This window comes from Mesorhizobium sp. 128a (assembly GCF_053848025.1).
On the sequence record NZ_JBSPKY010000003.1, the window covers coordinates 202,208 to 226,578 of the forward strand.

21 protein-coding genes are annotated in these 24,371 nt (G+C 63.5%); 8 read left to right on the forward strand and 13 right to left on the reverse strand.

The genetic code is table 11. The features are described from left to right. Window positions 1-53: 53 nt before the first annotated feature. Both ACWTU9_RS07265 and ACWTU9_RS07270 read right to left on the reverse strand, forming a co-directional pair. Complete coding sequence (locus ACWTU9_RS07265; RefSeq protein ID WP_455857711.1) at window positions 54-1,031, reverse strand: tripartite tricarboxylate transporter substrate-binding protein; 978 nt, start codon at window positions 1,029-1,031, stop codon at window positions 54-56. A gap of 177 nt (window positions 1,032-1,208) precedes the next feature. Continuing rightward, window positions 1,209-1,664 (reverse strand): DUF2214 family protein, encoded by a 456-nt coding sequence (locus ACWTU9_RS07270; protein WP_455857712.1) that lies wholly within the window; start codon window positions 1,662-1,664, stop codon window positions 1,209-1,211. Between the two features lie 245 nt (window positions 1,665-1,909). Between ACWTU9_RS07270 and ACWTU9_RS07275 the strand changes: the two genes are divergently transcribed. Then, entirely contained in the window at window positions 1,910-2,449 is a 540-nt protein-coding gene (locus ACWTU9_RS07275; RefSeq protein WP_455857713.1) for a GNAT family N-acetyltransferase, read from the forward strand. 117 nt (window positions 2,450-2,566) lie between these two features. Continuing rightward, window positions 2,567-3,667 (forward strand): DUF4892 domain-containing protein, encoded by a 1,101-nt coding sequence (locus tag ACWTU9_RS07280; RefSeq protein WP_455857714.1) that lies wholly within the window; start codon window positions 2,567-2,569, stop codon window positions 3,665-3,667. Window positions 3,668-3,692: 25 nt separating this feature from the next. Here the strand turns inward: ACWTU9_RS07280 and ACWTU9_RS07285 are convergent, their stop codons facing one another. Further along, window positions 3,693-6,179 (reverse strand): EAL domain-containing protein, encoded by a 2,487-nt coding sequence (locus ACWTU9_RS07285; RefSeq protein ID WP_455857715.1) that lies wholly within the window; start codon window positions 6,177-6,179, stop codon window positions 3,693-3,695. A gap of 335 nt (window positions 6,180-6,514) precedes the next feature. Further along, window positions 6,515-7,267 (reverse strand): IclR family transcriptional regulator, encoded by a 753-nt coding sequence (locus ACWTU9_RS07290; protein WP_455857716.1) that lies wholly within the window; start codon window positions 7,265-7,267, stop codon window positions 6,515-6,517. A gap of 205 nt (window positions 7,268-7,472) precedes the next feature. On the opposite strand from ACWTU9_RS07290, the gene ACWTU9_RS07295 reads away from it, so the two are divergent. The 5 genes from ACWTU9_RS07295 (at window position 7,473) to ACWTU9_RS07315 (ending at window position 12,787) form a co-directional block, all read left to right on the forward strand. Then, on the forward strand, window positions 7,473-8,450 hold the full coding sequence (locus ACWTU9_RS07295) for a Bug family tripartite tricarboxylate transporter substrate binding protein (RefSeq protein ID WP_454585988.1): 978 nt from the start codon (window positions 7,473-7,475) through the stop codon (window positions 8,448-8,450). 242 nt (window positions 8,451-8,692) lie between these two features. Continuing rightward, window positions 8,693-9,229, forward strand: a complete 537-nt coding sequence (locus ACWTU9_RS07300) for a tripartite tricarboxylate transporter TctB family protein (RefSeq protein ID WP_455857717.1) — start codon at window positions 8,693-8,695, stop codon at window positions 9,227-9,229. A 4-nt stretch (window positions 9,230-9,233) separates the two neighbouring features. Continuing rightward, window positions 9,234-10,757: a tripartite tricarboxylate transporter permease gene (locus ACWTU9_RS07305; protein ID WP_455857718.1), complete on the forward strand. Its 1,524-nt coding sequence runs from the start codon at window positions 9,234-9,236 to the stop codon at window positions 10,755-10,757. A 3-nt stretch (window positions 10,758-10,760) separates the two neighbouring features. Beyond that, complete coding sequence (locus tag ACWTU9_RS07310; protein ID WP_455857719.1) at window positions 10,761-11,939, forward strand: CaiB/BaiF CoA transferase family protein; 1,179 nt, start codon at window positions 10,761-10,763, stop codon at window positions 11,937-11,939. Continuing rightward, the gene (locus ACWTU9_RS07315) at window positions 11,936-12,787 is read left to right on the forward strand and encodes a citryl-CoA lyase (RefSeq protein WP_455857720.1); all 852 of its coding nucleotides are present in this window, start codon (window positions 11,936-11,938) and stop codon (window positions 12,785-12,787) included. The genes ACWTU9_RS07310 and ACWTU9_RS07315 overlap by 4 nt, the downstream gene beginning before the upstream one ends. Window positions 12,788-12,790: 3 nt before the next feature. Here the strand turns inward: ACWTU9_RS07315 and ACWTU9_RS07320 are convergent, their stop codons facing one another. From ACWTU9_RS07320 to ACWTU9_RS07360, 9 genes are all read right to left on the reverse strand, one after another. Next, window positions 12,791-13,267 carry an NUDIX hydrolase gene (locus ACWTU9_RS07320; protein ID WP_455857721.1) on the reverse strand — a complete coding sequence of 159 codons (477 nt, stop codon included), beginning with the start codon at window positions 13,265-13,267 and terminating at the stop codon, window positions 12,791-12,793. A gap of 122 nt (window positions 13,268-13,389) precedes the next feature. After that, window positions 13,390-13,692: a hypothetical protein gene (locus tag ACWTU9_RS07325; protein WP_455857722.1), complete on the reverse strand. Its 303-nt coding sequence runs from the start codon at window positions 13,690-13,692 to the stop codon at window positions 13,390-13,392. Between the two features lie 162 nt (window positions 13,693-13,854). Beyond that, the gene (locus tag ACWTU9_RS07330; RefSeq protein ID WP_455857723.1) at window positions 13,855-14,547 is read right to left on the reverse strand and encodes a response regulator transcription factor; all 693 of its coding nucleotides are present in this window, start codon (window positions 14,545-14,547) and stop codon (window positions 13,855-13,857) included. Further along, window positions 14,544-17,279 carry a DUF4118 domain-containing protein gene (locus tag ACWTU9_RS07335; protein ID WP_455857724.1) on the reverse strand — a complete coding sequence of 912 codons (2,736 nt, stop codon included), beginning with the start codon at window positions 17,277-17,279 and terminating at the stop codon, window positions 14,544-14,546. The genes ACWTU9_RS07330 and ACWTU9_RS07335 overlap by 4 nt, the downstream gene beginning before the upstream one ends. Before the next feature lie 67 nt (window positions 17,280-17,346). Continuing rightward, window positions 17,347-17,910 (reverse strand): potassium-transporting ATPase subunit KdpC, encoded by a 564-nt coding sequence (gene kdpC / locus ACWTU9_RS07340; RefSeq protein ID WP_455857725.1) that lies wholly within the window; start codon window positions 17,908-17,910, stop codon window positions 17,347-17,349. 12 nt (window positions 17,911-17,922) lie between these two features. Then, window positions 17,923-20,016, reverse strand: a complete 2,094-nt coding sequence (gene kdpB / locus ACWTU9_RS07345) for a potassium-transporting ATPase subunit KdpB (RefSeq protein ID WP_455857726.1) — start codon at window positions 20,014-20,016, stop codon at window positions 17,923-17,925. Next, window positions 20,013-20,252: a hypothetical protein gene (locus ACWTU9_RS07350; RefSeq protein WP_455857727.1), complete on the reverse strand. Its 240-nt coding sequence runs from the start codon at window positions 20,250-20,252 to the stop codon at window positions 20,013-20,015. The genes kdpB and ACWTU9_RS07350 overlap by 4 nt, the downstream gene beginning before the upstream one ends. A 1-nt stretch (window position 20,253) precedes the next feature. Further along, on the reverse strand, window positions 20,254-21,957 hold the full coding sequence (kdpA, locus tag ACWTU9_RS07355; RefSeq protein WP_455857728.1) for a potassium-transporting ATPase subunit KdpA: 1,704 nt from the start codon (window positions 21,955-21,957) through the stop codon (window positions 20,254-20,256). Window positions 21,958-21,991: 34 nt separating this feature from the next. After that, window positions 21,992-22,081, reverse strand: coding sequence for a K(+)-transporting ATPase subunit F (locus tag ACWTU9_RS07360; RefSeq protein WP_454585975.1), 90 nt, complete (start codon window positions 22,079-22,081; stop codon window positions 21,992-21,994). A gap of 359 nt (window positions 22,082-22,440) precedes the next feature. Here ACWTU9_RS07360 and ACWTU9_RS07365 point away from each other — a divergent pair, with 359 nt between their 5' ends. Continuing rightward, entirely contained in the window at window positions 22,441-24,231 is a 1,791-nt protein-coding gene (locus ACWTU9_RS07365) for a flavin-containing monooxygenase (protein ID WP_455857729.1), read from the forward strand. The last annotated feature ends 140 nt before the right edge of the window (window positions 24,232-24,371 follow it).

A 24,371-nucleotide genomic window follows, 5' to 3' on the forward strand; every position in this document is an offset into this window, starting at 1 on the left:
TAAAACGGATGTCGAAGCGAAAACGGGGCGCCGGAAGCGCCCCGTTCAAGCCATCAATCGGCGTACTGGCCGGCGGCTTCGATGATCGGCTTCCAGCGCGTGATCTCGCCTTCCAGCTTGGCCTTCAGCGCCGCCGGCGTCGCGTCGGCTTCCGATGACGGCTTGGTGCCGAGTTCGGCGAAGCGGGCGATGACATTGGGATCCTTCAGCGCGACCTGCAGCGATTTCGACAGGCGGTCGGTGACCGCGGCCGGCGTGCCCTTGGGCGCATAGAGGCCGTGCCAGATGCCGACCTGCACCGCGGGCAGGCCGCCTTCGATGGTGGTCGGTACGTCCTTCAGCACATCGAGGCGTTCCGGCGTGGTGACGGCATAAGCCTTGATCGTGCCGCCCTGGATCTGCTTGGTGGTGTTGGTGGTCTGGTCACACATCATGTCGACCTGGCCGCCGAGAAGGTCGGTCATGGCCGGCCCGGTGCCCTTGTAAGGCACGGTGACCAGCGGCGTGCCGATGGCGCTCATGAACAGCATGCCGCACAGATGCGAGGCCGCCCCGATGCCGGCATTGGCGACGGTGATGGAGTCCTTGTTGGCCTTGGCGTATTCGACCAGCCCTTTCAGATCGGTCGGCTCCAAATCCTTGCGGGCGACGATGGCCATCGGCACCTCGGTGACGAGGCCGACATATTCGAAGGCATTCAGCGTGTCGTAGGCGAGCTTCCTGTAGAGCGTCGCACTTGTCGCCATGCCGATGTGATGGAGGAGCAGCGTGTAGCCGTCCGGGTCGGCGCTGGCGACGCGGCCGGCGCCCAGCGTCCCGCCGGCGCCGCCGACATTCTCGACGATGATCTGCTGGCCGAGATCCTTCGACATGGCTTCGGCGACGAGGCGCGTTACCGTGTCGGTCGGACCGCCGGCCGCAAACGGCACTACCACGGTTATGGTGCGCTCGGGATAGGTCTGCGCGCTGGCGGTGAATGAATAAAGCGTGACCGCCGCGGCAGCGGCCAGGGCGGCAACAAATTTTCTCATCGTGATCTCCTCCCAGGATATCAGTTTCAACCGTTGCCCGGAACCCGCCAGCGATGTGCAACATAGGCAGGCTAACAGATTGTCGCCTGACGCAAACTGCAAAACACAGTCGTCCGCAATCATTGCGATCAATGGGGGGTATGACGGGCGGAGATGGGGTTTCGTGTTGGCGTAGCTTCAGTAACCGTAGCCGCGCGCCATGGCCGCCGCGAAGACCGGGATCAGCAGGAAGATGAAGGCTTCGGCGCGCACATAGGTCTTCACGGAGGCGAGCTCCGTCGCCGGCACCTGGAAGCCGCGACTGGCGCTGGCCTGTCGGTTCCAGGAGATGAAGCGGATGGTCGGGATGATCGACAGCAGGCCGACAATGCCGAACGCCGCCATCTTGGCCCAGAACACCCAGTTGTAGACGTAGAACTCCCAGCCCTTCAGGCCATAGATGACGCGGCCGATGCCGATGATGATGATCAGACTGGCGATGATGCCATAGTGGCGGTCGATGCCGGCAAGCCGCTTGAGCGTGGCGGCAGAGAGATCGCCGCGGATCAGGACGAATTCGGCGCCGATAATGCCGGCCAGCGAGAACACCAGCAGATGATGGAAAATGGCAAGCACAAGATCGGTGGTGTCCATGGCGCGCTCCTCCCGTTGGGGTATGAGTCCGGCCCTCACCGGACCGGTCGCGGAAGGTAGCATCGTTCGGCGGAATTCCCAGAGGCAGGCTGCTTCCAGTCCAGTCATCAGCGTCATTGACGCCACATCCTGACAGCAAGCTCGATTGATCGAGAAAGCTTGCCTGGCCGCATGATGATCCGCCTTGGCCCTTGTTGGCGAGCGTCGGTCTGTTAAGCGACGACCGTCAACGGAGGCAGAGTTTCATGGGCAATCCAAAAGCAGCCGGCGTTCCGGTTCTCGAAACGGAGCGGACCATCCTGCGGGCGCACCGGATCGATGATTTCGACGACTATGTCGTCATGTGGGCCGATCCCGTCACCACTCGTTTCATCGGCGGCAAGCCGCGCACGCGCGAGGAAAGCTGGATGAGGTTCCTCAGGCACGCCGGCTTGTGGTCGCTGCTGGGCTACGGTTTCTGGGCGATCGAGGACAAGGCCAGCGGACGTTTCATCGGCGAGGCCGGGTTCCACGATCTCAAGCGCGATATCGAGCCGTCCCTCGAAGGCATTCCGGAAGCCGGCTGGGCGCTGGCGCCGCAGGCGCATGGCAAGGGTCTCGCCAGCGAAGTCGTCAAGCGGGCGCTGGCCTGGGGCGATGAAACGTTTGCCGGCGCCAGAACCGTCTGCATCATCGATCCGGAAAACACCGGCTCACTCAACGTCGCCGCAAAGTGCGGCTACACGAAGGTGCTGGAAACGACCTATCACGATGGGCCGACCATCCTGCTCGAACGGCTGACGTGAAGCACTTCATCGACGCAATTGCCTCGTTCTGCAAAAATTGCCATCCTGATCTAGCGACGCAATTCCTGTGGGAACCGCTCACACTTTTCCTGGAATTGCTCATGGGGGAGCCGGCCAATGCGTGCGATCAATGCGATACTTCTGAAGCTTTTCTGGGCGGTGCTGCTGCTGTTTGCAGCCGTGCGACTGGCGGGCGCCGATGCGACGGTGCCGACCGCCGACATCGAGGGTGCGGCCGACAATCATCTGGCCAAGCGCTATGAGGGGTCGTTCATCGTCTCCTACGAGAAATTCGCCTATACCGATTTCACCGTGCCGCTGTCGCCGTTGAAGCCGAGTGCGGATGCGGACGCGCGCGATTCGATGAACAATCGCATCTATGCGCCGGACAAGAAGGTCGAGGTCGAAGGGCAGCTCACCCGCATTGCCTATGTGCTGCCGGCCGAGCGCTCGCCGCTCGAAGTGCTGCGCAACTATCAGGACGTGATCGAGGCCGCCGGCGGCGAAGTGCTGTTCGACTGCAAGAAGGAAGAGTGCGGCGGCGCTGCCGACCGGTCGTCGAGCGGCGGCGGCGGCGACATGAGCATGATGATGTATTTCTTTCATGAAAGCGACATCAAGGATGCGGCCTTTTCCAATGGCGCCTGCGCGGTGACCACGGGCATCAACGACCAGCGCTTCTTCGCCGCCAAGGTGCCGCAGGATGGCGGCGATGCCTATGTCACGGTGCAGGCCTATTCGCTGATCGACGACCTCTACTGCAAGGAACTCAATGGCCGCACTATAGCTGTGGTTCAGGTGCTGGAGCCGAAGGCGCGCGACAAGAAGATGGTGGTGGTGGAAGCGGCCAAGATGGCGGATTCGCTGTCGGCCACCGGCTCGATCTCGCTCTACGGCATCTTCTTCGACACCGACAAGGCCGACATCAAGCCGGAATCGGAACCGACTCTGAAGGAAATTTCGACGCTTCTGACCAACGAGCCCGGCATGGCGGTGATCGTGGTCGGTCACACCGACAACCAGGGCGCCTTCGACTACAACATCGATCTGTCCTCGCGCCGGGCGCAAGCGGTGAGGGCAGCGCTTGTTTCGAAATACGGCATTGACGGTGGGCGGATGACGGCCGCCGGCGCCGGCATGATGGCGCCCGTCGCCAGCAATGACGACGAAACCGGCCGCGCCAAGAACCGCCGCGTGGTGCTGGTCAAGGCGAACTGACGAAACCCGGCGACCGTTTGCCCTGTCATCCGGCCTGGCGCAATTTTCGCGCAAGGCCGTTCCAACGATCCTTGTCCGTCCGCTTTCCCGGCGCCGCCGGATTCAGCAGCGTCACAGAGGCGTTGAAAGGTTGCGGCCGGGCAATCGCATAGCCTTGCGCATAGTCGACGCCGATGGTCTTCAGTGCCGCGATGATGCCGTCGCTTTCGACGAATTCGGCAATGGTGCGCTTGCCCATCACCTTGCCGATATGATGTATCATCTCGACCATGGCGCGGTCGATACGATCCTCCAGCATGTCCTTGACGAAGCTGCCGTCGATTTTCAGATAGTCGACGGGCAGGTGCTTCAGGTAGGCGAACGACGACATGCCGGAGCCGAAGTCATCGAGGGCGAAGCGGCAACCCAACCCGCGCAGATCGGCAATGAAGCGCATGGCATTGGCGAGATCGGCGATGGCGCTGGTCTCCGTGATCTCCAGACAGATCGTTTTCGGCGGAATGCCATAGGCAAGAAACTGCTCGCGCAAGAAGCCGAGGAAGGTCTCGTCACCGAAGCTCGTGCCGGAGAGATTGATGGCACAGGTTGCGATGGGAGAGGCCAACGGATCGGCGAGGCGTGCCGCCAGGACGCCGAAGGTGTTGCGTACGACCCAACGGTCGATCGACGGCATCAGCCCGTAGCGCTCGGCAGCGGGAATGAAGCTGGCGGGCGAGACGACGAGACCGTCCTCTCCGGTCAGCCGCAGCAGGATCTCAATATGCGCGCCGGCTTCGGAGGCCGCCTCGTTCAGCGGCCAGATTTCCTGGGCGTGAAGCGTAAAGCGGTTTTCTTCCAGCGCAGCATGCAGGCGTTGAACCCAGGCCATCTCGCCGAAGCGTTCGCGCAAGGCGACATCGCTGTCGCTGTGCAGCTGAACCCGGTTGCGGCCTTTTTCCTTGGCCATGTAACAGGCGACATCCGCGGCCCGCAGGGTCTCTTCAAGCGTGATTTCGGGATTGGTGATCTGAACCATGCCGATACTCACGCTGCTGTTGAAAGGCCTGGCTTCCCAGGTGAAATGCAGGTCCTGCACCGTTGCGCGCAGGCGTTCGGCGATGTCGACAGCGAGATCCGGGCTGCAATCGAACAGCAGAACGCCGAACTCGTCGCCACCCAGCCGCGCCAGCATGTCGCCCGGTCGCAACGCATTGCCGAGGAGAACGGAAATCTGCCGCAGCAACTGATCGCCGGCCGCATGACCACACGTATCGTTGACAAGCTTGAACTGATCGAGATCCAGGTACATCAGCGCGTGCTGACGGGACTTGTGACGCAATTCGGCGATTTCCGACTCCAGCCGGCTTTCGAAGTCGCGGCGGTTGGCAAGTCCGGTCAATGCATCGTGGGAAGCCTGCCAGGAGAGCCGCTCGATGTAGTCCTGCTCGCGCGTCATGTCGTGGAAAGCCAGCACCGCGCCGACCACACGGCCGGAAATGAACAGCGGTGCACCGGTCAGCGCCACAGGTACGACCGAGCCGTCAGCGCGCTGCAGCAGTTGCGGGCGGACGTTGGGGCGGCGTGGCTCGCCAGCCAGCAGACGCTCCACCAATCCGAGTTCCTCGACACCGGTATCCTTGTCCAGCAAGCGGAACAGCGATGCGATCGGCTTGCCCCTGGCCATGTCGAGCGAGTGTGCCAGCAGTCGCTCCGCGACGGGGTTCATATAGTCCAACAGTCCGCCCGCTCCAGTGCTGATGACAGCCTGGCCGATCGAGGCAAGGGTGATCTGGGCGCGCTCGCGTTCGGCGTTGAGGGCGGATTGGAAAGCTCGGCGCTGCGCCAGCAGTTTGCGGGTGCGCCACACGGCGAGCAGGATAAGCAAGCCAGCCGTAACCAGGTTGGCGATCGTCAGCACCATCTTGATGAAACGGGATCCCTCGCCGAGGCTGTCGGAGAAGGCCTTGGAAAGGGGGCCGATCAGATGGTTGAGCTGATGGATTTCCGCTTTCCAGGTGCTGATTTGCGCGGCCGAAACCGCACCTTCCGCAAATCCTTGGTGGATCGTGGTGCCGAGCCGATCGATTTCAACGATCATGCTGTCGGCAGCCGTCCAATGCTGGATGGCAATGTCGAGATAGCTCACATGGCGGAAGTTCTGGAACAGCCAGATCATCCCCGTCAGATCGTCAGGGTGGTTGCGCCCTTGGAGGAAGCCGGCACGCGCCGCATTGGTGTCGGGTTTTGATTGCTCAAGTGCAAGTCGAGCCGAACGATCGGCGAGCGGAATGGCGATGGCTTCGCGATACTCGTTGAAGAATTCTTCCTTGCCGGTATCGGCATAGAGACCGAGAAAGTAGATGGCCTGCTTCTGTCCCTTGGACCAGTGGCTCTCGCCGCCGACATAGGCGCGGACCGCGGAGAGCGTGTAAAGGCTGCCGCTGGCAACCAGGGCCTGGACAAGAACCACGAGGATGAATGGCCAGACCAACCCGAGAAGACGGGGGCTGGTGTCTGTTGGTGACAGCCTCATCAAGCTTCCATGGAAATAGCCATGGCTCCCGCGAATTGCCTGCCGGCCAGATGCCGGTCAGGTGACGCCTTCTCCCCCATGTCACCTATACCTGGCGACAATTGACTGACTAGCCTACCGGCATTAACAGCCAATAAATTCCTGGGATATTTGCTTCCTTATTTGCCCTATTTCTGTAGAATTTGCTGACGCCGCGTTAGGACCCAATCTTTCGCCAAAATTGGATTGTATTCGATTAAATTACAAGAATACATTCGGGACCGGATGCCTGCAAGGGCGAGTGGAAACACCATGTGACCCGCACGTGCTTGATCGCATCGCGGAGCTGGATTGCCCTACGTAGGGCTGCCTGCTTTCACGCCCGCACGTTCAAGGGCTGAAGCGTCTTCACCGAAAGCGCGGGTGGCGCGGGCGGCCGCTTCCAGCAAAGCCGGCGTCATGCGACGCAGGAAGGCCGTATCGACGCGCGTTGACGGACCGGCGAGCGTCAAGGCGCCGAGCAGAACGCGGCCCGGTCCGAACACCGGGGCCGACACGCCCGCCGTCTCCGGGTCGCGGTCGCCGATCGACAGATAGTGGCAGGCCTGGCGAATGGTCTCGTAAGGCTCGCCCGGCTGGCCTGAAAACGCTGCCAACACGCGGCCACCCGAGCCCGCGAGCAACGGCAACAGGTCGCCTTCCTGGATGGTGTAGCGGATAGGATGTTTGGATTCGACGCGATAGAGGCAGGTGCGGGCGTCACCCGAGCGGACATAGAAGGCCACGCTTTCCCAGCTCCGCTCGGCGAGATCGCGCATGATCGGCAACAGGATGTCGACCGCGACCACGGAGCGCTGGTAGAGCGCGCCGAGCCTGAAAGTGGCCGGTCCGATGCGGTAGCGGCCATCGTCGAGCCGCTCCAGCAACTGCCCGCGCAGCAGCGAGTTCGCCAGCCTCAATATGGTGCTCTTGTAAAGCCCGGTGCGCGCCGCGATTTCGGCCAGGCTGAGCGAGCGGTCGGCGGTCGCGAAAGCGTCGAGAATGGCGATCGCGCGGTCGAGCGCAGCGACGCCATCGGCCTGTAACGGCTGGGATCGCGCTTCGGTCATCTGCTTGACGGTTTCATTCCAGTTACCCGCTCGGATCAAAGCCGATCGAAGGGATTGTGCCGCATATCCCGTATTCTGTCTAGTAGAACGGCGTTCCTGTTGACAGAACGTTTCGAAATCTGCATGAATTTTTGCCGAGCGGGTCTGTTTTCAGGCTACGTTTCTGGCAGGCACCGGAGGAGGTGTCGTGATTTGGAGGAATCCCATGCTGAACAGACGCAGATTTTTGATGAGCACCGCGGCCGCAGGCGCTGCCGGTTTCGTCGCAACGCATTTGACGCCCGCCTTCGCTCAAGATGCACCGCAGATCCAGATCTTCGTGCCGGCCGCGCCCGGTGGCGGCTGGGACCAGACAGGACGCACCATCGACCAGGTGCTGCGCAGTGAAAAACTGATCTCCGGTTCGCAGATCACCAATGTCGGCGGCGCCGGCGGTACGGTCGGCCTGCCGCAGTTCATCAGCCAGTGGAAGGGCAAGGGCAATTCGCTGATGGTTGCCGGCATGGTCATGGTGGGCGCCATCATCGCCAACAAATCGGCCAACAATCTTTCAGAAGTCACGCCCATCGCCCGCCTTACCGGCGAGTTCGAGGCGCTGGTGGTGCCGGCAGACTCGCCGTTCAAGACGGCCGGCGATTTCGTCGCCGCGCTCAAGGCGGATCCGACCAAGGTTCCGGTGGCCGGCGGCTCGGCCGGCGGTTCCGACCACATCTTGTTCGGCTTGATCGCCAAGACGGTGGGCGTTCCGGCAACCAACCTTTCCTACGTGCCGTTCGCCGGCGGCGGCGAGGCGCTGTCGGCGCTGCTCGGCAACCAGGTCGCAGCCGGCATTTCCGGCTACGGCGAGTTCTCCGAACAGGTCAAGGCAGGCGCGCTCAGGCTGCTGGCGATCTCCGCCGACAAGCGCCAGGACGGCATCGACGCACCGACGATGAAGGAAGCCGGCATCGATGTCGAATTGTTCAACTGGCGCGGCGTCTTTGCACCGCCCGGCGTCTCCGACGCCGACAAGGCGGCGATGGTCACGATGATCGAGACCATGGCCAAGAGCGACGCCTGGGCAACCGAGTGCAAGAACCGCAACTGGACGCCCATCCTTTTGACCGGCGACGACTATGCAAAATTCCTCGCCGACGACACCGCACGCATCACCGCGATCCTCAAGGATCTCGGCCTCGCCTGACACTTAAAGAGCGGCTCACCGTTTCACGGAAACGGCGATCCGCTCCAACTTTTATTTTAACGCAATTCCGGACGGAAAACCGCTTCACACTTTTCTTGGAATTGCTTGAGGGGGCGGCGTCTCGAAGCAGGCTTGCGCCGCCCCCTTCCGACTTTCACCTGCCGCATGGACATATGATGCGGTGGGGGTGAAACTGCGGATGCGGCCGGCGGGAGGATGCCGGCCATATTGGGAGGACATTGATGAGCAGCAGCGACCAGCAGCCGGCGCCCCCGCGCCTTGCCATGCCCGAATTGTTGATCGGCATCGGGCTTCTCGCCTGCGCCGCGGCCGTTGCCTGGCAGACCTTGGCGATCCCGGTGTCGCCGCTCTATTCAAAGGTCGGGCCGACCGTGTTCCCCTATATCACCATGACCGGCATGATCGTGCTTTCGCTGCTGCTCATCCTCGCCGCGCTGCGCGGAGGCTGGCAGCCGCAGGAGGAAAAGGAAACACCGACCGACTGGAAGGCGATGGGCATCGTCGTTGCCGGGCTGGTGGCAAATCTGGTGCTGATCCAGCCGCTAGGCTTCACCGCCGCCTCCGTCATCATGTTCGTGCTCGTCTGTTACGGCTTCGGCAGCAAGCACACGCTGCGTGATGCGCTCACCGGGCTGATCCTGGCGCTTGCCGCCTATTTCGGCTTCGCCAGGGCGCTCGGCGTCAACATCGGCGCCGGCTTCATCGAAAACCAGCTGAACACGGTGATCGATGCGATCATCACCACGTTGAGGGGCTGACGCGATGGAGACTCTCAGCCATCTCGGTCACGGATTTGCCGTCGCTTTCTCGCCGATGAACCTGTTGTGGTGCCTGGTCGGCACCACGCTCGGCACCGCCATCGGCGTGCTGCCAGGCCTCGGGCCGGCACTGACCATCGCGCTTTTGTTGCCGATCACCTACCAGGTGGCGCCGGAGGCGTCCTTCATCCTGTTCGCCGGCATCTATTACGGTGCCATGTATGGCGGTTCGACTACGTCGATCCTGCTCAACACGCCGGGCGAAAGCGCCACCATCGTCACCGCCCTGGAAGGCAACAGGATGGCCCGCTCCGGTCGCGGCGGCGCGGCATTGGCGACGTCGGCGATCGGCTCGTTCGTTGCCGGCACCATCGGCACGATGGGCGTCGCCTTCCTGGCGCCGGTGGTGGTGAAGTTCGCGCTGGCGTTCGGGCCGGCCGAATATTTCTCGCTGATGGTGCTCGCATTCATCACGGTGTCGGCAGTGCTCGGCTCGTCGTCGGTGCGCGGCCTCACCAGCCTGTTCATCGGCTTCGTCATCGGCATGATCGGCGTCGACCTGCAGACCGGCCAGCCGCGCTTTACCTTCGGCATGAACGAACTGCTCGACGGCGTCGATGTCATCATTGCCGCGGTCGGCCTGTTTGCCGTCGGCGAAACGCTCTACATGGCCTCGCGCCGCTATGCCGGCAAGGACGAGATCGTGCCGCTCAAAGGCTCGCTCTACATGACCGCGGCCGAGTGGGGGCGCTCGTGGAAGCCGTGGCTGCGCGGCGCTCTCATCGGCTTCCCGATCGGCGCGATGCCGGCCGGCGGCGCCGAAATCCCGACCTTCCTGTCCTATGCCATCGAAAAGAAGCTGTCGAAGCACAAGGAGGAGTTCGGCACGGTCGGCGCCATCGAGGGCGTTGCCGGCCCCGAAGCCGCCAACAACGCCTCGGCCGCCGGCGTGCTGGTGCCGATGCTCACCCTCGGCCTGCCGACCTCGGCGACGGCCGCGATCATGCTGTCGGCCTTCCAGAGCTACGGCATCAATCCGGGACCGCTGCTGCTGACGACGCAGGCCGATCTGGTCTGGGGCCTGATCGCCAGCCTGTTTATCGCCAATGTCATCCTGGTCATCCTCAACCTGCCGCTGATCGGGCTGTGGGTGCGGCTGCTCAAGATCCCGGCGCCGCAGCTCTACGCCGGCATCCTGGTGTTCGCGACCGTCGGAACCTACGGCATCTCGCAGTCGCCGATCGACCTCATCATCCTCTATCTGCTGGGGGCCGCCGGCTTCCTGATGCGGCGCTTCGATTTCCCGACCGCACCGGTCATCATCGGCATGATCCTCGGGCCGCTTGCCGAAACCCAGTTCCGCCGGGCGATGACGATCTCGAATGGCGACTGGTCGGTGTTCTACACCCACAAGCTGTCGCTGACGCTGCTGACGCTCGCCTTTATCGGGCTGGCCGGTCCGCATATCTGGGCCTTCATCGAGCATCGGCGTCGGCGCGGACCGGAGCATGTGCCGGGCGATGCCTGAGAGATGACCGATCTGCTTGCCGGCATTCGCGTGCTCGACCTGACCAATGTTCTGGCCGGGCCGTACTGCGCCTACCAGCTGGCGCTGCTCGGCGCCGACGTCATCAAGGTCGAGGCGCCGCAGGGTGGCGATCTGGCGCGCCAGCTCGGCGCCTCGCCGGCGCTCAACAAGGCCGGCATGGGCGCGTCGTTCCTGGCGCAGAACGCCGGCAAACGATCGGTGATGCTCGATCTGAAGAACGAAGCCGATCGAGAGCGCTTCCTCGACCTGGTTGCCTCGGCCGACGCGCTGGTCGAAAATTTTCGACCAGGCGTGATGGATCGGCTCGGCCTCGGTTATGAGGCATTGAGGGAAGTCCGTCCCGGTCTCGTCTATTGCGCTATATCGGGGTTCGGCCAGACCGGGCCGATGCGCGACAATCCGGCCTACGACCAGATCATCCAGGGGCTGTCGGGAATCATGAGCATCACCGGCACACCGGAGACCGCACCCTTGCGGGTGGGCTATCCCGTCGCCGACACTCTGGGCGGGCTGGTAGGAGCCTTTGCCATTGCCGCCGCGCTGGTGAAGCAGAAGACATCGGGCAAGGGCGCGTTTCTCGATGTCTCGATGCTCGAATGCACACTGTCGGCGCTCGGCTGGCCGGTGTCCAACTACCTGACCGCCGGCGTCGAGCCGAAGCCGATGGGCAATGAGAACATAACGGCGGCTCCCTCCGGTGCGTTCCGCACCGGCGACGGCCTGCTCAACATCGCCGCCAACAAGCAGGAGCAGTTCGTCACGCTCTGCCGGCTGATCGGCCAGCCAGAACTGGCCGAGGATGCGCGCTTTGCCGAACGCGAGACCCGCAAGCAGAACCGCGCAGCGCTGAAGGTGCTGATCGAGGCAGCGCTCGCGAGCGCCTCGGCTGCTGCCTGGGAGGACAAATTCAACCGCGCCGGCGTACCGGCGGGCCGGGTGCTGACGATCCCGCAGGTGCTTGGCGAGCGCCAGGTGGTCGAGCGCGACATGACCACGCGTTTCCAGGGGTTGCCCGGCATGGAGCAGCCGCTGACCGTCGTGCGCGGCGGCTTCATGGTCGATGGTGCGGCGCCCTTGCCGGTCCTGCCGCCACCTGTGCTCGGCGAACACATGGACGAGGTTTTTTCCGACTTGCCGCCGCGCGCCAGGAGGCGGGCGTGAGCGAGCTCGAGAAAAAAACCGGCCGCGAGCGCGGCGAGGAGTGGTGGCAGACCGGCATCATCGAGATGAGCCCCGGCATCATCCGGCTGCGCGGCTATGAAATCCAGGATCTGATCGGCCGCGTCAGCTTCCCGGCAACGATCTGGCTGATGCTGCGCGGTGAGCTGCCAAGCGAAGAGCAGGCGGCTCTGCTTGGCATTGCGCTGGGGGCCGCCGTCGATCATGGGCCGCAGGCGCCGTCGATCGCCATTGCCCGCATGGCCATCACCTGCGGCGTCGGCATCAACAGCGCCATGGCCTCGGCGGTCAATGTGCTGGGCGACGTCCATGGCGGCGCGGGCGAACAGGCGCTGTCCTTCTACGGCGACATCGCCGTGGCGCTCGACACGGGTGCGACGCTGGATGAGGCGGTCTCGGCGCGGCTCGATCGCTTCTTCGCCGAGGAGAAGGGCTATGTGCCGGGCTTCGGCCATCGCTTCCACCCGGTCGATCCGCGCGCGCCGCGGCTGATCGAGGTGACGCGCGATTTTGCCGCGCGCGGTGTCGTCAGCGGGCGCTTCGCCGACATCGCCGAGGCTGTCGAAGCGGAGGTCGCACGGCGCAAGGGCAAGAAGATCCCGCTCAACATCGATGGCGCCACGGCCGTGATCTATGGCGAACTCGGCTTTCCGCCGCCGCTGACGCGCGGTCTGTTCGTGTTGTCACGTTCGGTTGGCATCCTGGCGCATGCGTGGGAGCAGTCGCAGCAGAGCGACCGCAACAAGGGGCCGCTGCCGCGCGAATGGCTGTGGGCCTATACCGGCACGCCCGTGCGGCCGTTTCCCGCTGAAGGTGACGAGGGCAAGTGAGGCTCAGGCCGGGTCCGGCGCCGCGGGCAGAGGCACCGCGAGGCTCGTCAAAAGCGTCGTGAGATCCGGTTCATCGATGAGCAAAGCCGCGTCTTGCGGCTTGAGCCAGGCGCGCTGGCGGCTTTTGGCCTCTTGCCAGTTGGCCAGTTCCTCAGACACTTCCAAGAGGTAGACGACGACGTCGACACGCACGAAATTGTGTTCCAGCCGTTTCCAGTAGGAATAGCTGCCGGCCGGTGCCTTGCGTGTCTTGCCGAGCACGCCGGCTTCTTCCCGCGCCTCGATGGTGGCGGCCTTGCGCCCGCTCTTGCCTTTCATCGGCCAGCCCTTGGGCACGATGAAGCGCTTCGTTGTGCGCGACGTCACCAGCATCACTTCTAAATTGCCGTTTTCGTCCAGGCGAAAGGGGATGGCGGCGACCTGGCGAATGCGTCCGCCTCGCCTTGCCTTGCGTACCGCCTTTTTCTTCGTCGTTGCCATTGCTGAAAACCCGGTCGACGGGCGCACCGCCGCACGCCGCCTGCAAACCCCAAAAATGCCCGCGGGGCAATGGGGCATTTTTTATTAAATAAGTCGACTAAGTAAATTGCAAGCGACCGATATCAACGGCAAACACGCACAATCTGGTTGCCGACAATCTGAATCGGGCAGCTTTGCCTCACGACCGGCACTTCAGGGCGGGGTTGTGGCACGATCCGACGATCCTGCTCGCGGTATTGCTGCTGCTGTTGCTGGAACTGCTGGCGTTGAAAGCTGTTGCGCAACTGCTGCAGTTGGTTCTGCTGGATCAGCCGGTTGGCGCTGGGGTTGACGGCCTGCGCCGAGGCAGATTGCGCCATGCCCGGCAGCGTCGCCGCCGCCAGCAGTGCAGCCGTCAGAACTGTCGAAAGGCTAAGCACCGACATGCGTTCATTCCCGTCCAAAACATGACCTCCCTCTATATAGGGCGTTCGTCCCGATCTGCCATGGGCCGGCAAAATCCCATGAGGAAGCGACCGGCCCGCACTCGATTGACCGCTCTGTCGGGCGCGGTCCTCGGGCTCAATGGCGGCCGGCTTGAGGCCCGGTCATTCAACCTCGCGCAGCCGATACCCCACGCCGGTCTCGGTGGTGATGTAGCGCGGCTGGTCGGGCGACTTTTCGATCTTCTGCCGGAGCTGGCGGACATAGACCCTGAGATACTGCACGTCGGTGGAGTCGCCCCAGACCTGCTTCAGCAGGAAATGGTGGGTGAGAACCTTGCCGGCATGCTGCACCAGGATGCGCAGTATGTCGTATTCCTTCGGCGACAGCTTGATCTCCTTGCCCTCGACCTTGACGATGCGCTTGACCAGATCGACGCTGAGATCGCCGGTTTGGAACACCGGCTTTTCGCCCTGCTGCTGAAATTTGTGGCGCAGCGCGACGCGGATTCTGGCGACCAGTTCGTTCATGCCGAACGGCTTGGTGACATAGTCGTCGGCGCCCAGTTCCAGTGCGGCGACGATGCCGGCCTCATCGGTGCGGCTGGACAGGATCACCACGGGAACGTCGAGCCCGTCGTCGCGCCATTTGCTCAAAAGGTCGAGGCCGCCCATGCCGGGCAAGCCGAGATCGAGCAAGATCAGATCCGGCTTTTCCACATCGACGAGTTCAATCGCAGCCTTTGCGTTGGGCGCCTCGCTGACCGCATAGCCCTGGCTGCCGAGTCCGACGCGCAGCAGTTTGCGGATCGGCGGCTCGTCATCGACCACCAATATGCTGACGTTGGAATTTGTCATGCCGGATCACCAGATGTTTGCCCGTCCGCACTCTGTTCGTCCATGCCGGGCGATTGTGCCGGCCTCGGCATGCGGATCGTGAAAACGGCGCCCGGCCGGTCGCTGCGGTTCGCCGCCGTGATCGTGCCGCCCATCGCCTCGATGAAGCCGCGGCAGATCGATAGGCCGAGCCCTGTGCCGGCCTGGACCTGGTCACGCTTGCGCACGCGGTAGAAGCTGTCGAAGATCCGCTCGAGGTCGCCGGGTGGAATGCCCGGTCCCTCATCCATGACCTGAAGCACGACGGAGCCATTGTCGACCCAGCCCTGCATGCGGATGGTTGACCCCGGTGGCGCGTATTTTGCGGCGTTGTCGAGAAGGTTGAACAGTGCCTGCTCGAACAGGACGGGATCGAGCTTCAGCATCGGCAGGTCGGCCGGAATGTCGATCTCGGTCTTGTGTTCGGCAATGATCTTGCGCGCCCGCTGCAAGGCAGAGCCAACGACATCGCCGACATAATGGAGGGCGAAATTCGGCTCCATGGCTCCGGATTCGATCTTGGTCATGTCGAGCAGATTGGCGATGAAGCGGTTCAGCCGTTCGGATTCATCGAGCACGGTGGTCAGCAACTCGGCCCGATCGTTTTCGGGCAATGAGGGTGCATATTCCCGCAGCGTTCCGGCCGCGCCCATGATGGCCGCAAGCGGGGTCTTCAGATCATGCGAGATTGAGGTCAGCAGCGCCGAGCGCAAGCGGTCGGCCTCGGCCGCCAGCTTGGCGCGATCGACATCGGCGACCAGCTGGATGCGCTCGATGGCGACTGCCGCCTGGTCGGCCAGCGCATCGAGCAGGCGCTGCTGCTCGGGCGTCAGCAATGGCCCCTGCTTGTCGTTGTCGAGGCCGACGACGCCGATGGCCGTGCGGCCCGTGCGCAAGGGCAGATAGAGGCGCTTGGCGCCGGGCAGCGTGTCGGCGCCACGGCCGGCGGCACGGTTGTGCTCCCAGGCCCAGCGGGCGGCGGCGATGTCGGCCTCGGCCAGTGTGTCGTCGGGGGGATAGCCGGCCTTGACGGTGATCGTGCCGTCTTCCGGCAGCAGCACCACTACGCGCAGCTTCAGCATCGAGGCGATCTGGAAGGCGGTGGCCCACAGCACGTCGTCGAGCGTACCGGCGCCGGCGAGCTTCTTGGAGAATAGGTAGATATCCTCCGTTGCCCGGGCCCGAGAGCGGGCGGCGACCGCCTGGCGCTGCACGCGTGCCGTCAGATTGCTGGCGATGACGGCAACGACGAGAAAGACCGCGAGCGCCACGATGCTTTCGGGATCCCGGATCGTCAGCGTGTAGCGCGGTTCCAGGAAAAAAAAGTTGAAGGCAAGGGCACTGACGAGACAGGCGTACAGAGCCGGCCACAGACCGCCGGTCACCGCTGACGTCAGCACCCCGATCAGAAAGATGATCGCGAGATTGCGAACGTCGAGAAACTGGTCGAGAATGGCCGCGAAGCCGAGCGAGCCGGCAACGAAGGCCGTCGCCTTGAGATAGTGCCAGGCATCGAACTGCCACTGCTCGTCCGCTGTCTTGACGTTTCGCGAGGCCGCGTCGTTGCCGCGCTCGTTTCCCGAAATGACATGGACGCTGATGTCGCCGGCGTTGCGGATCAGATCGTAGGTGAGCGATCCCTCGATCAGTTCGCGCCAGCGCGAACGGGTCGGCCTGCCGACGACGATATGGGTGAAGTTGTTCGCGGTGGCGTGGCGCACGATATCCTGGGCGACGTTCTGGCCCGGTATGGTCGTCACCTCGGCGCCGAGCTGCTCGGCCAGGCGCAACAGCGTCGCCAGCCGGTCCTTGTCCTCCTCCGACATGGCGGCCGAACGCGGCGTGTCGACATGCAGCGCCGTCCAGGGGGCGCGCAGCCGGTCGGCCAACCGGCGCGCATAACGGATGCGGGCGGCTCCGCCCGGACGCGCGTCGACGCAGACGAGCACCCTTTCGCCCGCCGCCCACGGGCCCTGGATGGCGTGCGACTGCATGTGGTTGAGCAGCTGTTCGTCGACGCGCTGGGCAGTGCGGCGCAGCGCCAGTTCGCGAAGCGCCGTCAGATTGCCGGGCGAGAAATAGTTTTCGACCGCACGCTGGGCGGTGTTGGGGAAATAGACCTTGCCTTCCTTCAACCGTTTGATCAGGTCGTCGGGCGTGAGATCGATGATCTCGATGTCGTCGGCCTGGTCGATGATGGAGTCCGGAACCGTTTCGCGCACCCTGACGCGGGTGATCTGCGCCACGACGTCGTTCAGGCTCTCGACATGCTGGATGTTGAGCGTGGTGTAGACGTCGATGCCGCGTGTCAGGATTTCCTGGACGTCGAGATAGCGCTTGGGGTGGCGGCTGCCCGGCGCATTGGTGTGGGCGAGCTCGTCGACCAGCACGAGCGCGGGACGGCGGGCGAGGATGGCGTCGATGTCCATCTCGTCCAGCACGCGGTCCTTGTAGCTGACCTTCTGGCGCGGGATGACCTCGTAGCCGTCGACCAGCGCCAGGGTTTCCTTACGGCCGTGGGTTTCGACGATGCCGATCACCACATCGACGCCGTCAGCCAGCCTGGCGCGGCCGGCCATGAGCATCTCGTAGGTTTTGCCGACACCGGGGGCGGCGCCGAGAAATATCCGCAGACGGCCGCGCTCTTCCCGTTCCGCATGCTCGAGCAGTGCGTCCGGAGAGGGTCTGTTGTCGTTGCTTCTGTCGTCCGGCATCAGGCTCGATCATGAACGGCGCCGGGGATGGTGTCGATCCCCGACGCCAGGCTTCAAAGACTGTCTCTCACTTGGTATCGTCCAGCGCCAGGTTGAGCGCCAGCACATTGACGACCGGCTCACCGAGGAAGCCGAGTTCGCGGCCTTCTACGTGGCTGTCGACAAGCGCCTTGATGCTGGCCTCGTCGATGCCCCTGGCCTTGGCCACCCGAGCGACCTGGAAATAGGCGGCCTCGGGGCTGATGTCAGGGTCAAGGCCGCTGCCTGAGGCGGTGACCAGATCGATCGGCACCGGCTGGTTGGGGTTTTCCGCCTTCAGTTTTTCGGCGTCGCCCTTGATGCGGTCGATCAGCTTGGGGTTGGTCGGGCCGAGATTGGAGCCGCTTGAGGCGGCGGCGTTGTAACCGTCGCCGGCAGCCGACGGGCGGCCATGGAAATACTTGTCGCCGGCAAAGCCCTGGCCGATCAGCTCGGAACCGATCACCTTGCCGTCCTTTTCGATCAGGCTGCCATTGGCCTGGTGCGGAAACAGCGCCTGCGCGATGCCGGTCATACCCAGGGGATAGATCAGGCCGGTCAGCACGGTGAAAAAGACAATCATGACGATTGCGGGTCTTATCTGGGTGAGCATGGAATTGGGTCCTTAAGCGAGGCCGAGGCCAGTGACGATCATGTCGATCGCCTTGATGCCAACGAACGGGACGATGATGCCGCCGAGGCCGTAGACGAGCAGGTTGCGGCTGAGCAGGGCGCCGGCGCCGATGGCGCGGTATTTGACGCCTTTCAGCGACAGCGGGATCAGCGCGATGATGATCAGCGCGTTGAAGATGATGGCCGACAGAATGGCGCTCTGCGGCGTCGCCAGATGCATGATGTTGAGCGCCTGCAGCGGGCCGGTCATCTGCCCCGGCGCGACGTAGAAGACGGCGAACATGGCCGGGATGATGGCAAAGTATTTGGCAACGTCGTTGGCGATCGAGAAGGTGGTCAGCGAGCCGCGCGTCATCAGCAGCGCCTTGCCGATCTCGACGATCTCGATCAGCTTGGTCGGGTCGCTATCGAGGTCGACCATGTTGCCGGCCTCACGCGCGGCGACCGTGCCGGTGTTCATGGCGACGCCGACATCGGCCTGGGCAAGAGCGGGCGCATCGTTGGTGCCGTCGCCGCACATGGCGACCAGCTTGCCCTTGGCTTGTTCGTCGCGGATCAGCTTCAGCTTGTCCTCGGGCGTGGCCTGGGCAAGGAAGTCGTCGACGCCGGCTTCGGCGGCGATCGCGGCCGCAGTCATCGGATTGTCGCCAGTGATCATCACGGTACGGATGCCCATCTTGCGCAATTCCGCGAAACGCTCGCGAATGCCGCCCTTGACTATGTCCTTAAGGTGGACGACGCCGAGCAGCCGCCCGTCGCGTTCGACCGCCAGCGGCGTGCCGCCCGCCTTGGCGATCTCGTCGGCGATCGCCTGCAGGTCGCGCAGCGTTTCCGTGGCCGGCCTTGCACCATGGCTGACCGATGTCGCCTGGCTGACATGGGCAAGCACGGAATCGACCGCACCCTTGCGGATCGAAGAGCCATCGATGTCGACACCGCTCATGCGGGTCTGCGCGGTGAACGGCACGAAGGTGGCATGCAATGTCGCCATGTCGCGGGCGCGGATGGCGTATTTCTCCTTGGCCAGCACGACGATCGAGCGTCCCTCAGGCGTCTCGTCAGCGAGCGAGGCCAGCTGTGCGGCGTCGGCCAGTTCCTGTTCGGTGACGCCTTTGACCGGTCGGAATTCCGTCGCCTGGCGGTTGCCGAGCGTAATCGTGCCGGTCTTGTCGAGGAGCAGCGTGTCGACGTCGCCGGCGGCCTCCACGGCGCGACCGGACATGGCCAGCACGTTGAAGCGCACCAGGCGGTCCATGCCGGCAATGCCGATGGCCGACAGCAGCGCGCCGATGGTTGTCGGTATCAAGGTGACGAACAGCGCGACCAGCACGGTCACCGGGATATAGCCGCCGGAATAGGAGGCAAAGCTCGGGATCGTCGCGGTGGCGAGCACGAAGATCAGCGTCATGCCGACGAGCAGGATGTTGAGCGCGATCTCGTTGGGTGTCTTCTGGCGCGCGGCACCCTCGACCAGCGAGATCATGCGGTCGAGGAAGGTGTGGCCGGATGCGGCTGATATGCGCACGCGGATCCAGTCGGACAACACCTGGGTGCCGCCGGTGACGGCCGAGCGGTCGCCGCCGGATTCGCGGATGACGGGTGCGGACTCGCCGGTGATCGCCGCCTCATTGACCGAGGCCACGCCTTCGATCACTTCGCCGTCGGACGGGATGATGTCGCCGGCTTCCACCAGCACGATGTCGCCGATCTTCAGGCCGGTGCCGGGCACCAGCCTGAATTTGGAGCGGTCCTCGCCGGCAAGCAGCTTGGCCTGTGTCTCGGTGCGCGCCTTGCGCAGCGAGTCGGCTTGCGCCTTGCCACGGCCTTCGGCAACGGCTTCGGCGAAGTTGGCAAACAGCACGGTGAACCACAGCCAGATGATGATCTGCAGGGTGAAGGCGAAATCGCCGCCGCCGCCGACGAGGTCCTTGACGAACAGCACGGTGGTGAGCAGCGAGACGACGGCGACGACGAACATCACTGGATTCCTGACCAGGGTGCGCGGGTCGAGCTTGCGGAAAGCGCCGCCAATGGCGGGCACCAGGATGCGGGCATCCATGATGCTTGCGGATTTGGGCTGGCTCATTTTTGGGATCCTGTATCGGTGATGTTGGACGGCGCCGGGTGTTCGGTCTTCGGCAACAGGTGCGGAAGGCCGGTGGCCAGCAGCCACAGCACGATCAGCACGGCGGCCATGCCGAGAAAGGTTGAAAGCGTCGGGAAAGGACGAGGCTTCTCGTCCCTTCCGTTATCGTCGGGCGCTCCGCTACCGGGCGGGTGATGATCGTGCCGAAGTATGTCGCTGAAGCGGGGCATGGTCATCTCAGAAAGTCTGTCCGTGGATCAGCGCCAGGTGCTCGACGATCGGGCCGACGGCGAGCGCCGGGAAGAAGGTGAGGCCGCCGACGATGATGATGACACCGACAAGCAGTCCGACGAACAGTGTGCTGTCGGTCGGGAAGGTGCCGGCGGAGGCGGGCGCCGTCTTCTTCGCTACCAGCGAGCCTGCAATGGCGAGTGCCGGAATGATGACCAGGAAGCGGCCCATCAGCATACCGATGCCGATGGTGATGTTGTACCAGGGCGTGTTGCCAGAAAGGCCGGCAAAGGCCGAGCCGTTGTTGGCTGCCGCCGAGGTGTAGGCGTACAGAACCTCGGAGAAGCCGTGCGGGCCGCCATTGGCGATCGAGGCTACGGCGCTCGGCAGGACGACCGCGATCGCGGTGAAGATGAGCATAGCCAGCGGTAGGCACAGGATCGCCAGCATCGCCATCTTGACCTCCTTGGCCTCGATCTTCTTGCCGAGATATTCCGGCGTGCGGCCGACCATCAGTCCGGCGACGAAGACGGCGATCACGATGAACATCAGGATGCCGTAGAAGCCGGCGCCGACGCCGCCGACGATGACCTCGCCGAGTTGCATGTTGATGAGCGGGATCATGCCGCCAAGCGCGGTGAAACTATCATGCATGGCGTTGACGGCGCCGCAGGAGGCGGCGGTGGTGATGACCGCGAACAGCGCCGAGGCGGCGATGCCGAAGCGCGTTTCCTTGCCTTCCATGTTGCCGCCATTGATGCCCAGTGCATGCACCAGTGGATTGCCGGCGGCTTCGGCCCAGTAGCAGACGATGACGCCGGCGAGGAACAGCACGCCCATCGAGGCCAGGATCGCCCAACCCTGGCGCTGGTTGCCGACCATGCGGCCAAACACGTTGGTCAGCGCGGCGCCGAGAGCGAAGATCGTCAGCATCTGGAGGAAGTTGGAGATCGCGTTGGGGTTCTCGAAAGGATGCGCGGCATTGGCGTTGAAGAAGCCGCCGCCATTGGTGCCGAGCATCTTGATGGCGATCTGCGAGGCGACCGGGCCGAGCGCGATCGTCTGCTTGGCACCTTCCAGCGTGGTGGCGTCGACATACGGGCCCAGCGTCTGCGGGATGCCCAGCCAGACATAGACGAGCGTCAGCACGATGCAGGTCGGCAGGAGCACATAGAGCGTGCAGCGGGTGAGATCGACCCAGAAATTGCCGATCGACTTGCCCGACGCGCGGGCGAAGCCGCGGATCAACGCGACGGCGATGGCGATGCCGACCGCGGCAGACATGAAATTCTGCACCGTCAGGCCGGCCATCTGCACGAGATAGGACATCGTGCTTTCGCCGCCGTAATTCTGCCAGTTGGTGTTGGTGACGAAGCTGACGGCGGTGTTGAAGGCGAGGTTGGGCTCGACAGCGGTCATGCCCGCCGGATTGTAAGGCAAGACGCCTTGCAGGCGCTGCAGGACATAAAGCACCAGGAAGCTGGCGAGGCTGAAGAAGATGATGCCTGCCGCATAGGTCGTCCAGTGCTGCTCTTCGCGTTCGCTGGTTCCCGAGATGCGGTAGAGGCCGCGTTCAACCGGACCAAGTATGGGCGAGAGAAAGGTGCGATCGCCGTTGAAGACGCGATACATGTAGCCGCCGAGCGGCTTCACGAGCAAAACGACGATCCCGCAATAGACGAGAATCTGTATCCATCCAATCAGTGTCATGAGAATAGCTTTCCGTGCCTTGCACCAAGAGCGATCAGAAGCGTTCTGGGCGAACGAGGGCGTATGTCAGGTAGACGAGCAGGAGCAAGGTCACGCCGCCACCGAGGATGTAATCGACAAGCATGGTGCGGTCCTTCCGTCTAAAGCGCGTCACAGGCTTTGATGTAGGCGAGGGAAAGGGCGAAAAACAAAACGTCGATCCCGATCACGACAATGTCCATTCTTGTTGTTCCTTGTACTTGAGCGCCATTGGATGGCGGCCAGAATTTCCATGAAAACGATCCACCGTTTCCCTGGGGATCACGGCGTACGGCGCGTTTTTCTTGGCACGGAATATGGACCCGATCGCCATAAACGTTCGAGACGGGGCCGGGAGGAAAGATATAAAATTCCTATAAAGATTTCGCGCCAATGTGGTCGCAGAAGCCTCTTGCGGTGGCGCCGTCTTTCGAAACAATGAGCGCCTCAGACGAGGGAAACAGAATGCTCGACATGGCTCCATCGAAACAGGCGTCCACCTGGCTTTCCGCCCTTGCGCGGGCGCTGGAAGCTGATGACGCCGAGGCCGCCGCCAACCTGTTCGTCGACGACTGCTACTGGCGCGATCTGCTCGCCTTCACCTGGGACATCACGACGATGGAAGGCCGGGACGCCATCCGCGACATGCTGAAGACGACGCTGGCGACGGCGAAGCCCTCGCACTGGAGCCTGTCGGGCGAAGCGACGTCGGATGAAGGTACTGTCGAGGCGTGGTTCACCTTCGAAACGTCTGTCGCGCGCGGCGAAGGGATCGTGCGCCTCAGGGACGGACGCTGCCGGACGCTGTTCACGGCGATGCGCGAGCTCAAAGGGTTCGAGGAACAAAAGGGTCCGGCGCGGCCGCTCGGCATCCGTCACAAGGCCGATCCTGAGCGCGAGACATGGGCGGAGGCGCGGGCGCGCGAAACGCGCGATCTCGGCGCCACCGAGCAGCCCTATTGCCTGGTCATCGGTGGCGGGCAGGGCGGCATCATGCTCGGCGCGCGGCTAAGGCAGCTCGGCGTGCCCACCATCATCATCGAGAAGAATGCGCGGCCCGGCGATTCCTGGCGCAACCGCTACCGCTCGCTCGTGCTGCATGACCCGGTCTGGTACGATCATCTGCCCTACATTCCGTTCCCCGAGAACTGGCCAGTGTTCACGCCCAAGGACAAGATGGGCGACTGGCTGGAAATGTACACCAGGGTGATGGAGCTCAATTACTGGGTCGCCACCAAATGCATCAGCGCCAGCTATGACGAGGCCGAGCAAGTCTGGACGGTCGTGGTCGACCGCGTCGGCCGGCACATCACGCTGAAGCCCAGGCACATCGTCTTTGCCACTGGCGCCTACGGGCCGCCACGGAAGATCGCGCTGCCCGGCTCAGAGGCCTTCAAGGGCGAGCTCCTGCATTCCAGCCAATACTCCAGCGGCGAAAAATTCCGCGGCAAAAAGGTCGCTGTCATCGGCGCGGCAAGCTCCGGGCACGATGTCAGCGTCGACCTCTGGGAGAGCGGCGCCGATGTCACCATGATCCAGCGCTCGCCGACGACGGTGGTGAAATCCGATACGCTGATGGAGGTCGGTTTCGAGATCTTTTCCGAGAAGGCTTTGGCGCGCGGCATCAGCACCGACAAAGCGGACCTGATCGTCGCATCGACGCCGTTCGCGCTGGTGCCAAAGGGCCAACGGGATCTCTACGAGGTGATCAAGGAACGCGACGCGTCGTTCTACGATCGGCTGCGCGCCGCCGGCTTCGCCATCGATTTCGGCGACGACGAGACCGGGCTGTTGATGAAGGCCTACCGCACCGGCTCCGGTTACTACATCGATGTCGGCGCCTGCGAGCTGATCATCAAGGGCGAGATCAAGGTGAAGAGCGGCGTCGGCATAAAATCACTGACACCGAGCGGTATCCTGTTCGACGACGGCAGCGAGTTGGCGGTCGATGCTATTATCTCGTGCACCGGCTATCAGTCGATGAACGAGACGGTGGCGGCGATCGTCTCGCGCGAGGTCGCCGACAAGGTCGGGCCGTGCTGGGGCCTCGGCTCCGGCGTGAAGGGCGATCCCGGCCCGTGGCAAGGCGAGTTGCGCAACATGTGGAAGCCGACGGCGCAGGACGCGCTGTGGTTCCACGGCGGCAATCTGGCGCTGTCGCGATTTTACTCGAAATACGTGGCGCTGCAGATCAAGGCGCGGATGGAGGGGATTGCGACGCCGGTTTATGGGAAACCGAGCAACGCGCAGCGGTGACGCTGCAATCTCCCCCCTCGTGGGGGAGATGTCCGGCAGGACAGAGGGGGGCGCTGTCCCGCCGCCGTCTCGTCTGATGACAAATGCACCTTCAACTGTTTCTTGATTGATCGCCGAACGTCTAAGGTTAGCGTTCCTTC

Coding starts and splice junctions, on each gene's coding strand:
- ACWTU9_RS07265 (WP_455857711.1), bottom strand. CDS start 1,031: ATGAGAAAATTTGTTGCCGCCCTGGCCGCTGCCGCGGCGGTCACGCTT.
- ACWTU9_RS07270 (WP_455857712.1), bottom strand. CDS start 1,664: ATGGACACCACCGATCTTGTGCTTGCCATTTTCCATCATCTGCTGGTG.
- ACWTU9_RS07275 (WP_455857713.1), top strand. CDS start 1,910: ATGGGCAATCCAAAAGCAGCCGGCGTTCCGGTTCTCGAAACGGAGCGG.
- ACWTU9_RS07280 (WP_455857714.1), top strand. CDS start 2,567: ATGCGTGCGATCAATGCGATACTTCTGAAGCTTTTCTGGGCGGTGCTG.
- ACWTU9_RS07285 (WP_455857715.1), bottom strand. CDS start 6,179: ATGAGGCTGTCACCAACAGACACCAGCCCCCGTCTTCTCGGGTTGGTC.
- ACWTU9_RS07290 (WP_455857716.1), bottom strand. CDS start 7,267: ATGACCGAAGCGCGATCCCAGCCGTTACAGGCCGATGGCGTCGCTGCG.
- ACWTU9_RS07295 (WP_454585988.1), top strand. CDS start 7,473: ATGCTGAACAGACGCAGATTTTTGATGAGCACCGCGGCCGCAGGCGCT.
- ACWTU9_RS07300 (WP_455857717.1), top strand. CDS start 8,693: ATGAGCAGCAGCGACCAGCAGCCGGCGCCCCCGCGCCTTGCCATGCCC.
- ACWTU9_RS07305 (WP_455857718.1), top strand. CDS start 9,234: ATGGAGACTCTCAGCCATCTCGGTCACGGATTTGCCGTCGCTTTCTCG.
- ACWTU9_RS07310 (WP_455857719.1), top strand. CDS start 10,761: ATGACCGATCTGCTTGCCGGCATTCGCGTGCTCGACCTGACCAATGTT.
- ACWTU9_RS07320 (WP_455857721.1), bottom strand. CDS start 13,267: ATGGCAACGACGAAGAAAAAGGCGGTACGCAAGGCAAGGCGAGGCGGA.
- ACWTU9_RS07325 (WP_455857722.1), bottom strand. CDS start 13,692: ATGTCGGTGCTTAGCCTTTCGACAGTTCTGACGGCTGCACTGCTGGCG.
- ACWTU9_RS07330 (WP_455857723.1), bottom strand. CDS start 14,547: ATGACAAATTCCAACGTCAGCATATTGGTGGTCGATGACGAGCCGCCG.
- ACWTU9_RS07335 (WP_455857724.1), bottom strand. CDS start 17,279: ATGCCGGACGACAGAAGCAACGACAACAGACCCTCTCCGGACGCACTG.
- kdpC (WP_455857725.1), bottom strand. CDS start 17,910: ATGCTCACCCAGATAAGACCCGCAATCGTCATGATTGTCTTTTTCACC.
- kdpB (WP_455857726.1), bottom strand. CDS start 20,016: ATGAGCCAGCCCAAATCCGCAAGCATCATGGATGCCCGCATCCTGGTG.
- ACWTU9_RS07350 (WP_455857727.1), bottom strand. CDS start 20,252: ATGACCATGCCCCGCTTCAGCGACATACTTCGGCACGATCATCACCCG.
- kdpA (WP_455857728.1), bottom strand. CDS start 21,957: ATGACACTGATTGGATGGATACAGATTCTCGTCTATTGCGGGATCGTC.
- ACWTU9_RS07360 (WP_454585975.1), bottom strand. CDS start 22,081: ATGCTTGTCGATTACATCCTCGGTGGCGGCGTGACCTTGCTCCTGCTC.
- ACWTU9_RS07365 (WP_455857729.1), top strand. CDS start 22,441: ATGCTCGACATGGCTCCATCGAAACAGGCGTCCACCTGGCTTTCCGCC.